The following is a 12,350-nucleotide window of genomic DNA, read 5'->3' on the forward strand; positions in this document are numbered from 1 at the left end:
GACAGGAAATAAATACACCTGGCAGACAATAACTCCTGCCAGGTGTAAAATACTATATTTTCTTAAAATGGATAAACTGAAGCTATAAAAGATTTATCTGTTGCAGATAATACTGTATTCCAACCCACTTCAAAATCGCCAATGGTCAGTTCGTTTGGAACTGAATAGTGCATGATTGATGTTTTGTCATAAGCGCTGTAATTGGTTTGGCTGGTACTGTATTTAGCAAAGAGGTTATTGTCTACCTGTGCTTGTGTCCAATAGTTTGGTGCGCCGGCATAATAAGCATAAACAGCAGGTTTATCCCATGGAATAGCCACCAAAGGATGTTGGTGTTCATGTATCATACCTAAAGCATGGCCAAATTCATGAATAACTACTCTGCTATATTCAGAATCAGCAGTTGTTGAAGTTAGCCAGCCAAAATTCATGGTTGCATTGTTTCGAGAGATTGAATTGGCATCTGTTCCGATATAAGACCATGAACCATCACCACTTTTGAAGCTAACCCTGATACTGGCGGTTCGGTCATTGGTAACAAAGTTAAATTTGATGTTCGCATATTTTTCCCATTCTCGGGCATACTGTATTACTTTATTGCGAATTGCGGTAGTACTGCCATTTAAACTCACTTTGATTGTGGTTCCTGGTACCCATTTTTTTGATGCGAGTACCGCGCCTCTTGGTGTGGTACCGTCTAAGGTCATTTCGGTACAAATCTTAATATCCCCGAGTGGGTTTACACTAAGTGATTCTGGGTTTTCAAGTGTCTCGGTTTCAAGAGGTTTTTCTTTTTTACAAGAATAGAGGGCAGTAGTTAGTGCAAGGCCAATAAATAAGGCCCTGGTAAGGTTTAGTTTTTTCATGTTTTTGAATTTATAAGTTAATGATTTGATTGGGGTCGAGACCAATCAGGCTAGAATACCGCGAACACCGGCACTCTTCTCCTTTGGAGGAAGATAAACAGGGTAAAAATCATAAAATACACCATTAGGATAATTAAATTTTTTACAAATTATAATCCGAATGTAAAATATACTCTCTGATTTTACAAAAGAAATGTAATAAAAATTTTACTTAGTGTAGGTTTTACAATTATATTTGTGTATCAATATATATTGTTTTTCATACTTATTAATAATACAGAAAATGCGTTTTTATCTGGTAATTAATTCTCTGATTGTTGGGCTATTTTTGATGGTAATCAATGCTTCTTCATGTGCCAGCCAATAAATTTCTTCTGCCCGTTTCATATCAAAGGTACTAATCGCGCCTAAACCTTTTGGTTCGATCAGGACATTGCAGAATTTTGCTTTACGTTCCATGTCATGATTGATAGACATGATTCCTGCGCGTCCCATTAAATTGGTTATGCCGGTGATTTTATCCACAGGTTTCAAATGATTACAGGATGATCCAATAATAAAATCACATTCGGCTAGCAAGGGCTCAACAGGGAAGTTGTTTAGAATGCCGCCATCTACATACATCTGACCATCAATCATAATAGGTCTGAAAATACCCGGGATGCAACTTGAGGCGTGTATCGCTCTGATGAGGGGGCCTTTTGTAAAATAAACCAACCTGCCTTCACTAAAGTTTACTGCAGCAATGGTTAACGGCACTTTGAGTTTCTCAATCGCATCTTCAGGAAAGTATTCCTTTAAAATCATGGAGGTATTTTCGATATTGATGAGACCGAGAGATCCCACTGCTGGCCTTACAAATTTCCAGAGTTTGGTTTTGAGGAAAATATTTAATCCTTCTTCAGGATCAATTCCGGCAGCAAAAAATGCCCCTGCTATTGCGCCGGCACTTGTACCGCTAATGTGACTGAAAGTTATGCCTAAATTGCTGAACGCCTTTAATACACCTAAATGTGCTATGCCCCTAATGCCACCTCCTGATAATACAATGCCAACTTTCATAGAATGAGATAAATTTACTGTTTGAGAAACTGTTAATGATTGATGTTTGTTTTGGATGATTCTATTTAGGCTTCGGCTTATACCGGGATTGATTTAAAATCTTTTGCGCATCGTTATCTGCCATTAATTGTTGAAGTGTAACCTCCGGATGCGTTGCCATGTACTTTTTCACAATCTGCCAGCCTGTCCAAACCCCTAACTTTGGTGCAGAATCACGATTTTCTCCAAGTCCGGGTGTAAAAGGCCCTTCTGATAAGAATACCTGTATTTTTTGATAATCGGTTTCATACAGGAAGTTGTTTTCTAAGAAGTAGGCCCAAATGTTCCCTTCGAAGTTCTGTGCCCATTGGAGTTGATCTGTGGTATAACCTATTTTAATCGAGTCTGCTGTATTTTCGGGTAAAACCTGATCCAGGAAGTATAAAACTTTGCCCTGAAAAATCATTTTAGCCAATAAAGATTTGTTTTCGTCCGGCTCCGGAAAGAGTTCTTCATGAGCATAGGTTTCTGCAACACGTGGAACAATATATTCGGGGCTAAATCTTCTGGATAAATACAAGGGAACACTTTGTATAATTGCTTTATAGAATTTGCTGTCTTTCCCTAAAAACATATCCAAGCCAATGCCTAAATACTGGTCACCCACAGGCATTTGATAAGCAAAACCCGAAACAAACGATATCATTTTCGGAATTCTGGCTTTGGGGTAATAATATTTAATATACTTAAATGTTTCGGTTAAGCCTGCCTCCTGCAGGTTGAGATTGGGATAAACGCTATCCACATCATGTGTCAGATCAGCATAGGCTTTATCCTTAAATAAAATTTCCAGCACTTCCGTGTTAGTGTAATTGGGCGAGCCAATCATTTTATGGATATAGTCGTCATAAAACAATCCATACTTTTGGTTGAGCCTGAGGTCGGTTTGCTGGATATCATTTTGCAGGGATTTGGCCAGTTCCTGATCAAACCGCTCGATTTTAATATCCACATTAATGTTGCTTACATCGGGGCGCTTACCGGACTTACAGGAAATAAATGTGATGGCGAAAAGAAAAATTAGATAAATTTGCCACTGTTTTACGTTATACATCATGTAGAACAAATATATCACATAAAGCATGAAAAGACTAGTTACCCTTTTAATTTTATCGTTTACAGCAATCGGCGCCTGGGCGCAGTATACACCACTTAATAACTATGGTTTCAGACTGGGATTAACTGCTACACCCACCATAGGATGGATAAAACCAGAGCAGGGGAAAACCAATAGTGTAGCTTTAGGTTTTTCTTATGGGATTATGGGTGATTTTAATTTTGCACCTAATTATAGCTTTGCAACTGCTTTAACCATTACCACGATCAATGGAAAAAGCAGCGAAGTAAATGTATCTCCTTATACCGCAAGTCAGAGCAGTACCGATCCGGTAGCTTATGATCTTAAGTATCGCTTGCAGTACATAGAATTACCATTAACCATCAAATTGAAAACCATTAAAGAAGATGGTAAGCGTTGGTACGGACAGTTTGGTTTATCCAATTCATTTATGATTGGTGCCAAGCAAGATGCTGTAAGGAATAATACAACTGTAGGAGATAACCTGAACATTTCAGATTATACAAAATTTTATCGCGCGGGTTTGGTAATTGGAGGCGGGGGTGAGTTCGATGTATCTGGAAATACAAGTATTATGGCTGGTTTAACTTTTAACAATGGATTTACTAATATTGTAACAGATAAGAACAGGAATGTCAAAAACCATTATCTTGCACTCAATTTCGGATTTTTCTTTTAATCAAACACATCGAACAGTTTTGCTGTTCCCTTCATAAAACCTAAATAATTACCCATGAAGATAGCTTTAGCGCAACTTAATTATCACATCGGAAACTTTGAAGCCAATACCCAAAAAATTATTGAGGGAATTAATGCAGCTAGAAGTAAGGGTGCCGATTTAGTTGTGTTTGCCGAACTGGCAATTTGTGGTTATCCACCACGGGATTTCCTGGAGTATGAAGAGTTTATTGCGCTTTGTGAGCAATCTGTTTCGGCAATTGCAACCCATTGTGTAGGTATTGCCTGTATCATAGGCTCACCAGTTAAAAACGATGTGCTACAGGGAAAGGATTTGTTTAATGCAGCCTACTTTATTGAAGGTGGGGAAGTAAAAGCCATAACCAAAAAAGCTTTGCTACCTACTTACGATGTTTTTGATGAATACCGTTACTTCGAACCCGCTACTTTTTTTAATTGCATAGATTTTAAAGGGAAAAGAATTGCTTTAACCATTTGTGAAGACCTCTGGAATATCAACGATAATCCCTTGTACGTATCTAATCCAATGGATGAATTAATTAAGGAAAAGCCAGATGTAATGATCAATATCGCTGCTTCTCCTTTTTCCTATACCCATGATGATGAGCGGATTAAAGTGCTTGGAGATAATGCATCAAAATATCAGCTGCCACTCTTTTATGTGAACCAGGTAGGGGCACAGACTGAGATTATTTTTGATGGGGGTTCATTGGTTTTCGACGCCGATGGATTTATGAAGGCCGAGATGAAATACTTTGAAGAAGATTTACAGGTATTTGATCTCGCTGAGATAGAAAATGTGAAGAATAAATACCCTGGGCAACAACGGGCAAATGACATTGAACAAATTCATGATGCATTGATTTTAGGCATTCGGGATTATTTCCAAAAATCGGGTTTCAGCAAAGCTGTGCTTGGCCTGTCGGGAGGAATTGATTCGGCAGTGGTTTGTGCGCTCGCCTGCCGTGCCCTGGGAGCTGAAAACGTAATGGCTGTTTTAATGCCCTCTAAGTTTTCTTCAGACCATTCTGTACAGGATGCCTTGGATTTAGTAAACAACATTGGCTGCATGCATGAAATCGTGGCGATTAAGGAAATTGCCGAGGCATTCGATCAAACATTAGCTCCGGCCTTCAAGGGCTTACCCTTTAACCTGGCTGAAGAAAATATCCAGGCAAGGATTCGTGGAATCATCAACATGGCCATGAGTAATAAGTTTGGCTATATTTTGCTTAATACCTCTAACAAAAGCGAGTGTGCAGTAGGTTATGGTACCCTCTATGGCGACATGTGTGGTGCCATAGGTGTAATTGGAGATGTGTATAAAATGCAAGTTTTTGAACTTGCCAGATATATCAATAAAGATGGCGAAATCATTCCGGTGAATACCATTGTAAAACCACCTTCTGCTGAGTTAAGACCTGATCAAAAAGATTCTGATTCGCTACCTGAATATGAAATTCTGGATAAAATATTGTATCAACACATTGAAATGAAACAAGGTACAACAGCAATTATCAACCAAGGTTATGATGAAGCACTGGTAAAACGGATCCTTAGAATGGTGAACATCGCTGAGTTTAAACGATACCAGACACCTCCGATTTTAAGGGTTTCACCAAAGGCTTTTGGTATGGGTAGAAGAATGCCTATTGTAGGGAAATATCTGATTTAATTTTTTCTGAAAGGGTTATTGGCAGAGGGAATACTGAAAACACCGATTTGAAGAGATTGGTTCACTTGGCCCTGAAGTGAAAAAGCACAGGCAATAAATAAAAAAAGGCCACCCATGCGCTGAAAGGTGGCCAATATTGTTATTACGCTAAAGTAGCGTCAACTGTGATCTTAGTATTCAATAACTTAGATATAGGGCAGTTTTTTTCTGCATCAGCTACCAATTCATCAAATTTTTCTTGAGTTAAATCTGGTACAGAAGCAGTTAAAGTTAAGTGCGATTCTACGATTTCACCTTTTGATGGGTCTAAGTTGATTTCGCATTTAGTTTCTAATTTCTCGGCAGTAAAACCTGCTTCGGTTAAATTTGCAGAAAGTTTCATTGTAAAGCATCCTGCGTGTGCTGCGGCAATCAGTTCTTCCGGATTGGTACCTACGCCTTCAGCAAAGCGAGAATTAAAAGAATATTGTGTGTCGTTTAAAGTAGTGCTTTGAGTAGTGATTTTACCATTACCTTCTTTAACTGAACCTTGCCATACGGCTGTTGCATTTCTTTTCATGTTGAGATTTATTTGAGTTGATTTAAGGGTTTAAACAGCTAAAGATAACGATATGTTTGAATCCCTGGATTAATTGTGCATTAAGAATTCTGCTCAGGTGCAGCATCAATGGTTTCTTCTTCTTCCTTTTTATCTTTTTTCAAGTTCTGTCTGAATGATTGTACTAATAAGATGCCAACCCCAATCATAATCGAGATATCGGCAAAATTAAACACACCTGTTTGAAAAATCTGAAAATCCATGTGCATAAAATCGGTAACAGAGCCATGAACAATGCGGTCATATAAATTCCCAATTCCACCCCCGATTAAAAAGCAAATCGCAATTTGCATACTTTTAGGGAGGTTTTTGTGAGAGAAGAGATAATAAAGCCCGAAACCCAGCACAATGATGGGTAAACCTGAAAGGATAACTAATCTTAGGGCATAAGGCATATTGTCTCCCAATGAAAGAAATGCACCTGTATTTTCAACTTTAGTTAAAGTGAAAAAATTCTTGATTAAGGGAATATGTTCGTAGTAGTCAATCTCTCTTCTGGCGATTAATTTAGAAACCTGATCAACAACGACATTTAAAAATAAGATGAGGATCAGTAATCCCTGATTTTTGATATTTCTTGTACTCATGTCTCGGTCTTATTTTTTTAAAGGCTTAATCCATTTTCTAAACGGAATAATTAGCGAAAAGATAACCGCTAATACACAAAGCAGTTTGGCCATAACATCCCCGCTTTTAACATAAAAGGTAATTTCATCATTCAGATGGATATCGGATTTAATGGCCGTTCTGGTCCACCACTCGGTTTTTTGCAGTACATCCCCCCGTTGGTTAATGAAACAGGAGATTCCGGTGTTGGCAGAACGAACTACATCTCTATGTGTTTCTATAGCCCTTAGTTTGGCGTAAAGCATATGCTGATCTTTGCCAGACGTATTCCCCCACCAGCCATCGTTGGTAATAATGGCTATAAACTGTGCGCCTTCCTTAACCGACCTACCTATCCAATCGCCCCACAGGCTTTCATAGCATACCACTGGCGCTGCGCCAATGCCACTCTGGGCATATAACACACCTGGTTCATCTTGCCAGCCCCAGCCGCCTACTGCTCCGCCAAGTTGGGCGAAAACACCATCTAAAAAAGAAAATACTTTCGGAAATGGCATTTTCTCTACCCCGGGAACCAGTTTTGATTTGTGGTAAAATTGCACATTAGCTGAGTTTTCAACTTGCATCGCCGTATTAAAATGATCGATGAAAATATTTCTTTGCGGATCATACTGTGCAGAAAGCGTCTTTTTTTCAGGGTAGAATCTGGTGCTTTCAATGCCGGTGATTAAGGTGCCGTTTTTATACTTGCTGATAAAATTTTGCAGGGTAGTAAAGGTAGTAGACTGGCGAATTCGCTCTTCGTCATCATAACTTGGGATAGCGGTTTCGGGCCAGATAAAATATTCGGTATTCACTTGTGCAACAGAATCAGATAAATGTGTGAGAATACTCATCTGTTCTGCGGGTGGGATAAACTCCAGTTTTTGATAAGGATCTATATTGGGTTGCACCACTACAACGTTACTTGGTGTACCTTTTTCTGTTGCACGATAGTATTTGTTTAGCGATATGCCGATCGGAATAACCAGGATGAGTAACCAAATGCATAAGATTTTAACCCGGGCTAGGCCAGTATCAGATCTAAACTGTTTAATGGCTTCAAAGGCAAGAACATTGCTCAGTAAAATCCAAAGTGAGCCACCATAAACTCCGGTATGATCATACCATTGCGCCAGCTGGTGCATTCCTGCTAAACCATTCCCGAGGGTCATCCATGGAAAGGCTAAATCCCAGCTTTGTTGCAAATACTCTAAGGCGATGTAAAAGGAGATCAGACCTAAATATGCCATTGTTTTATTGACATAAATGCGCAACCGGTAATAGAGCCAGAAAGCAAAGGTCATGAGCAATGCACCTAATCCAAAGGGTATTAAAGAAACCGGTAATGCCACTGCTGCACCATTATAAGCACTAATGGCATTGTATACCCAATAAATAGAAGCAGTATTCCAGACTAAAAAGCACAATCCGGCGGCTAAAAAAACACGCTTGCCTCTCTTCTTGATCTCCTGGTTGGCCATAATATCATCTACTGCAAAAAGTAGTGGGATTAAACCAAAAAGGAGGAGCGGGGCTGTAAAAGGCATGGGTGGCCAGGCTAGCCAAAGCAAGAAAGCGCTCAGTAAGGCGAGCAAGTAGGTTTGTCTTTTTTTCAACGGGTTTGTGATTACAGACTATCTAAAATATTTGCTTTTTTTGCTTCGTATTCTTCCTGTGTAATCAAATGCTTATCGTACAAGGTTTTGAGTTTGCGCAATTTCAATGTAGTTTCATCTTCAGGTTCTTCTATTACTTCTGCAATTTGAATAGGCTCAGGGGCTGATGGCTCTGGTACAGGAATATCAGCTATGGATTGGGCATTGGAGCTAACAGGAGAAGCGGTTGCGCGGTTCTCTTCCAATTTTTGTTGACGAAGAAGCTCTTTGTACTCTTCCAACTGTTGATTAGCTGCCTGGTGTAGTTTTCTGGCCTGAACTTTAGGAATAAATTCAGTAACAATATTTTCTCCATGCTGCGGTACACAGATGAATTTAGAACCAAAAAACTCTTCCTTAAATGAAACTTCTTTAACACTTTTCCAGGAAATATCTTTAAAGTTCATGGTTAAACCTAAGTTTCCGGGTTCGCAATAAAAAATACGTTTATTGGTAATGGCGATACAATCAGGTAACAAGTTTACGGCAGGTTTTTTCTGTACGGCAAGGTATAATATTTCCTCTCCAGTGGTTAAAAGGTCATTTAATTTTCCAATAACTTTTTCTACCGCTTTTGGATCCTGTTCGTCACTTAAAAATCTATCTATGCTAATCATAATGGCAATATATTGATGTGTTGTTAATTCAGATGCTATTCATCAGCATCCGCGTATTTGTTTTTGCTTTTAATATAAGGTTTCCCCGATATGCAAATTACAAATTCTCCTTTTAAAGTATTGTTTTCAAAATGTGATTTTATCTCTAATAAAGTACCCCTCACAGTTTCTTCAAACATTTTAGTCAATTCGCGGCTAACCGATGCTTCTCTGTCGCCACCCAAATATTGTGCAAATTCTTCCAGGGTTTTTAATAAACGGTGCGGACTTTCGTAAAGTATAATGGTACGTTCTTCATCAGCCAGTTTCTTAAATTTGGTTTGTCTGCCTTTTTTAACAGGTAAAAATCCTTCAAAAACGAAAGCATCGGCCGGGAGGCCTGAATTAACCAAAGCCGGAACAAAGGCTGTTGCGCCTGGCAGGCATTCTACGGCAATTTCATTTTTTAGGGCTTCGCGAACCAGGAAAAACCCCGGATCAGATATTGCTGGCGTTCCTGCATCTGAAATTAAAGAAATTTTTTGCCCTTCCTTTAAAAATCTGATGATTTCGGCAGTAGCCTTGTGCTCATTGTGTTGGTGGTGGGCATACACTTTTTTATCAATCCCGAAGTGCTTAAGCATAGGGGCACTGGTACGGGTATCTTCAGCAAGAATCAGATCGCTCTCCTTTAAAATGCGGATTGCCCTGAAAGTCATATCCTCTAAATTGCCTATTGGTGTAGGTACCAGAAATAGTTTTCCACTCATGGTGTTGCGTATCAATGTCAAGTAGCAAGTATTGAGTATCAGGTAATGGTTATCAAGATTGAAAACTAGAAACTAAAAACTGAAAACTCTTGCTATCTTTGCTTAAAAAATTAAATAATGCTGCAAGTTAATTATATCCGCGAAAATAGAGAGAAAGTTTTAGAACGTTTAAGTGTCCGTAATTTTAAACAACCGGAATTGGTAGACGAAATCATTAAAGTAGATGAAGAACGTCGTTCCACTCAAACTTCCTTGGATGCTATCTCTGCTGAAGCGAATGCAGCCGCCAAACAAATTGGCGATTTAATGCGTAGTGGAAAAAGAGCAGAAGCTGAAGAAATCAAAGCTAAAACAGCTTCCCATAAAGAGCAAATTAAAACCCTTGGTGATAAACTAACTGACCTGGAAGCCACACAACATAATTTAATTGTTCAGTTGCCAAATTTACCATATCAATTGGTTAAACAGGGTTCTACTGCAGATGATAATGAAGTTGTGCTGGTACATGGTACCCCTGCAGCGCTACCGAGCAAAGCACTTCCGCATTGGGAGTTAGCCGCAAAGTATGATATCATTGATTTTGAGCTTGGTGTTAAGATTACTGGTGCAGGTTTCCCTGTTTATAAAGGTAAAGGTGCGCGTTTACAAAGGGCATTGATTAATTTCTTTTTGGATCATGCAACTGCTGCAGGTTACAAGGAAATGCAGGTGCCACATCTGGTAAATGCAGCTTCAGGCTTCGGAACAGGGCAATTGCCAGATAAAGAAGGACAAATGTATCATTCTGCTGTAGACGATTTATATTTAATCCCAACTGCAGAAGTTCCGGTAACCAATTTATACCGTGATGTAATTTTGAAGGAAGAAGATTTGCCTATTAAAAATACCGCATATACCCCTTGTTTTCGCAGAGAAGCAGGATCTTATGGTGCACACGTTCGTGGTTTAAACCGATTACACCAGTTTGATAAAGTAGAAGTGGTACAGGTTACTCACCCGGATAAGTCTTACGAAACACTGGAAGAAATGAGTGTTTATGTGCAATCTCTTTTACAGGAACTGGGCTTACATTACCGCGTTTTACGTTTATGTGGTGGGGATATGGGCTTTACTTCGGCCATGACTTATGATATGGAAGTTTGGAGTGCTGCCCAGGAGCGTTGGTTAGAGGTTTCATCTGTATCTAATTTTGAAACCTATCAGGCTAACCGGTTAAAATTGCGTTTTAAAGGCAAAGAAGGTAAATCTCAGCTGGCACATTCATTAAATGGAAGTGCTTTAGCTTTGCCGCGTATAGTAGCCTCTATTTTAGAGAATTATCAAACTGAAAACGGTATTAAAATTCCTGAAGCTTTAGTGAAATATACAGGCTTCGATATGATCGATTAATTTCAGCTCAGTTGTTAAATACAGCAACTAATGGCCATAAAAAAAGCTTTGCAAATTTTGCAAAGCTTTTTGTTTTTTATAGATAGATGTAAATGTTGAGATTACAAAATCAAGATCAATAATAAGATGATGATGATAATTGCACCTACAGAAAGGTAAACACCACCAGAAATTGCACGAGCCTGATTTTTCATTTCTTTTAATTCTTTACGTAAAGCCTTGCGCTCAGCCTTAGTCAAGTTAGATTTGTCCATCTCTCTGATTTCTTCCACGCGGCTTTTAATCTTTTCCAATTGCTGAGCCTGCTCTGCAGTTAACTCAGTAGGGTTTTTTGCTGGTTTATCAGCTGCTTGTACTGTGTTAAAGCTAACTCCCAAACAAAAAACAAGGGCTAAAGTGTAAATGAATTTTTTCATAATATTAAAATTTTAGATTTCAGATGTATGCATAACAAAAAACCTACCAAAATGTTCTGGTAGGTTTGAGAGATTGTTAATTTATAGTTAAAACCTTTATCTGATCTCGAAAACCGCGTTCACGGTAAAGTTGAGTTTAATTTTTTTGAAATCTATCTCAGGAGCGCCAGCTGCATCGCTCATTTCGGCTTTCATCATGTAGTTTCTGTAAACAGGCTGTATAGCATTATCTCCACCATCCTGAATATCTATTACACTACCAAGCTTATCGCCCAAAGCCTCAACCATATATCTGGCTTTTTCTTTTGCAGCAAGCAAAGCTTTAATTTTTAAATCTTTTTTTAAACTTTCAATTTTAGAGTAATCATAACTTTCAATGTTGGTATTTGCTATTCCTTTTGGATCAATTGAAGCAATAATTTCATTGAATTTATTCAGATCGTTTACTTTTAAGCGATATTGTTTACTCGCTAAAAAATCCGGGTTTTTCTTTTTTTCTGTAGCGTAGTTCCAGCTACTGAGGTTGCTAATGGTCAGATTTTCTTTTGAAATTCCTGCTTTTTGGACAGCAGCAAAGAGTTGGTTTTCTAAATCAGTAATCTCAACTTTTTTCTTACTGTTGTTGTCTTTCAAATATTCTTTTAAGGAAATTCCGATATAAATTATATCTGGTGTTACCTCTGTTTCTGCTGTTCCACTTACGTTAATTTTTCTACGTAAATCTGCTTGTTGTGCCTGTGCTGTACTTAGACCTAAAAATGCTACTAATGCAATTGCTATTAACTTTTTCATATGTTATTTTCTTTGTGTGTTTGCTTAATGATGTAAACTGCGCACAAATTCCACACCGAGATTAATAAAAAAAATAAATTTTCTTTAAAAAATCCGGATGTGTGAA

Annotated in this window: 13 protein-coding genes; 3 read left to right on the top strand and 10 right to left on the bottom strand. The window is 38.4% G+C overall.

Annotation, left to right across the window (positions count from 1 at the left end):
- Positions 1 to 62 precede the first annotated feature (62 nt).
- From ACQY77_RS14915 to gldB, 3 genes are all read right to left on the bottom strand, one after another.
- Entirely contained in the window at positions 63 to 866 is an 804-nt protein-coding gene (locus ACQY77_RS14915) for a M12 family metallopeptidase (RefSeq protein ID WP_421941365.1), read from the bottom strand.
- 291 nt (positions 867 to 1,157) lie between these two features.
- Positions 1,158 to 1,928 carry a patatin-like phospholipase family protein gene (locus ACQY77_RS14920; protein WP_421941364.1) on the bottom strand — a complete coding sequence of 257 codons (771 nt, stop codon included), beginning with the start codon at positions 1,926 to 1,928 and terminating at the stop codon, positions 1,158 to 1,160.
- A gap of 61 nt (positions 1,929 to 1,989) precedes the next feature.
- Positions 1,990 to 3,024 carry a gliding motility lipoprotein GldB gene (gldB, locus tag ACQY77_RS14925; RefSeq protein WP_421941363.1) on the bottom strand — a complete coding sequence of 345 codons (1,035 nt, stop codon included), beginning with the start codon at positions 3,022 to 3,024 and terminating at the stop codon, positions 1,990 to 1,992.
- Between the two features lie 25 nt (positions 3,025 to 3,049).
- Between gldB and ACQY77_RS14930 the strand changes: the two genes are divergently transcribed.
- Positions 3,050 to 3,724 carry a porin family protein gene (locus ACQY77_RS14930; RefSeq protein ID WP_421941362.1) on the top strand — a complete coding sequence of 225 codons (675 nt, stop codon included), beginning with the start codon at positions 3,050 to 3,052 and terminating at the stop codon, positions 3,722 to 3,724.
- Between the two features lie 54 nt (positions 3,725 to 3,778).
- Positions 3,779 to 5,419 carry an NAD+ synthase gene (locus ACQY77_RS14935; RefSeq protein WP_421941361.1) on the top strand — a complete coding sequence of 547 codons (1,641 nt, stop codon included), beginning with the start codon at positions 3,779 to 3,781 and terminating at the stop codon, positions 5,417 to 5,419.
- A gap of 142 nt (positions 5,420 to 5,561) precedes the next feature.
- Here ACQY77_RS14935 and ACQY77_RS14940 read toward each other — a convergent pair whose 3' ends face one another.
- The 5 genes from ACQY77_RS14940 to rsmI all read right to left on the bottom strand — a co-directional run bounded on the left by ACQY77_RS14940 (position 5,562) and on the right by rsmI (position 9,647).
- On the bottom strand, positions 5,562 to 5,978 hold the full coding sequence (locus tag ACQY77_RS14940) for an OsmC family protein (protein WP_421941360.1): 417 nt from the start codon (positions 5,976 to 5,978) through the stop codon (positions 5,562 to 5,564).
- Positions 5,979 to 6,058: 80 nt separating this feature from the next.
- On the bottom strand, positions 6,059 to 6,604 hold the full coding sequence (gene lspA / locus ACQY77_RS14945) for a signal peptidase II (RefSeq protein WP_421941359.1): 546 nt from the start codon (positions 6,602 to 6,604) through the stop codon (positions 6,059 to 6,061).
- Between the two features lie 9 nt (positions 6,605 to 6,613).
- Positions 6,614 to 8,242 carry an apolipoprotein N-acyltransferase gene (gene lnt, locus ACQY77_RS14950; RefSeq protein WP_421941358.1) on the bottom strand — a complete coding sequence of 543 codons (1,629 nt, stop codon included), beginning with the start codon at positions 8,240 to 8,242 and terminating at the stop codon, positions 6,614 to 6,616.
- A gap of 11 nt (positions 8,243 to 8,253) precedes the next feature.
- Complete coding sequence (locus tag ACQY77_RS14955) at positions 8,254 to 8,898, bottom strand: PH domain-containing protein (RefSeq protein ID WP_421941357.1); 645 nt, start codon at positions 8,896 to 8,898, stop codon at positions 8,254 to 8,256.
- 35 nt (positions 8,899 to 8,933) lie between these two features.
- Entirely contained in the window at positions 8,934 to 9,647 is a 714-nt protein-coding gene (rsmI, locus tag ACQY77_RS14960; protein ID WP_421941356.1) for a 16S rRNA (cytidine(1402)-2'-O)-methyltransferase, read from the bottom strand.
- 117 nt (positions 9,648 to 9,764) lie between these two features.
- On the opposite strand from rsmI, the gene serS reads away from it, so the two are divergent.
- Positions 9,765 to 11,036, top strand: coding sequence for a serine--tRNA ligase (gene serS, locus ACQY77_RS14965; protein WP_421941355.1), 1,272 nt, complete (start codon positions 9,765 to 9,767; stop codon positions 11,034 to 11,036).
- A gap of 101 nt (positions 11,037 to 11,137) precedes the next feature.
- Here the strand turns inward: serS and ACQY77_RS14970 are convergent, their stop codons facing one another.
- Positions 11,138 to 11,452, bottom strand: a complete 315-nt coding sequence (locus tag ACQY77_RS14970) for a hypothetical protein (RefSeq protein ID WP_421941354.1) — start codon at positions 11,450 to 11,452, stop codon at positions 11,138 to 11,140.
- 96 nt (positions 11,453 to 11,548) lie between these two features.
- Entirely contained in the window at positions 11,549 to 12,244 is a 696-nt protein-coding gene (locus ACQY77_RS14975; protein WP_421941353.1) for an SIMPL domain-containing protein, read from the bottom strand.
- Positions 12,245 to 12,350: the final 106 nt, after the last annotated feature.

Source organism: Pedobacter sp., assembly GCF_965279535.1.
Lineage (GTDB): Bacteria > Bacteroidota > Bacteroidia > Sphingobacteriales > Sphingobacteriaceae > Pedobacter.

Excerpts from the sequence above, each read along its gene's own strand:
- ACQY77_RS14915 (WP_421941365.1), bottom strand. The coding sequence starts at position 866 with ATGAAAAAACTAAACCTTACCAGGGCCTTATTTATTGGCCTTGCACTA.
- ACQY77_RS14920 (WP_421941364.1), bottom strand. The coding sequence starts at position 1,928 with ATGAAAGTTGGCATTGTATTATCAGGAGGTGGCATTAGGGGCATAGCA.
- gldB (WP_421941363.1), bottom strand. The coding sequence starts at position 3,024 with ATGATGTATAACGTAAAACAGTGGCAAATTTATCTAATTTTTCTTTTC.
- ACQY77_RS14930 (WP_421941362.1), top strand. The coding sequence starts at position 3,050 with ATGAAAAGACTAGTTACCCTTTTAATTTTATCGTTTACAGCAATCGGC.
- ACQY77_RS14935 (WP_421941361.1), top strand. The coding sequence starts at position 3,779 with ATGAAGATAGCTTTAGCGCAACTTAATTATCACATCGGAAACTTTGAA.
- ACQY77_RS14940 (WP_421941360.1), bottom strand. The coding sequence starts at position 5,978 with ATGAAAAGAAATGCAACAGCCGTATGGCAAGGTTCAGTTAAAGAAGGT.
- lspA (WP_421941359.1), bottom strand. The coding sequence starts at position 6,604 with ATGAGTACAAGAAATATCAAAAATCAGGGATTACTGATCCTCATCTTA.
- ACQY77_RS14955 (WP_421941357.1), bottom strand. The coding sequence starts at position 8,898 with ATGATTAGCATAGATAGATTTTTAAGTGACGAACAGGATCCAAAAGCG.
- rsmI (WP_421941356.1), bottom strand. The coding sequence starts at position 9,647 with ATGAGTGGAAAACTATTTCTGGTACCTACACCAATAGGCAATTTAGAG.
- serS (WP_421941355.1), top strand. The coding sequence starts at position 9,765 with ATGCTGCAAGTTAATTATATCCGCGAAAATAGAGAGAAAGTTTTAGAA.
- ACQY77_RS14970 (WP_421941354.1), bottom strand. The coding sequence starts at position 11,452 with ATGAAAAAATTCATTTACACTTTAGCCCTTGTTTTTTGTTTGGGAGTT.
- ACQY77_RS14975 (WP_421941353.1), bottom strand. The coding sequence starts at position 12,244 with ATGAAAAAGTTAATAGCAATTGCATTAGTAGCATTTTTAGGTCTAAGT.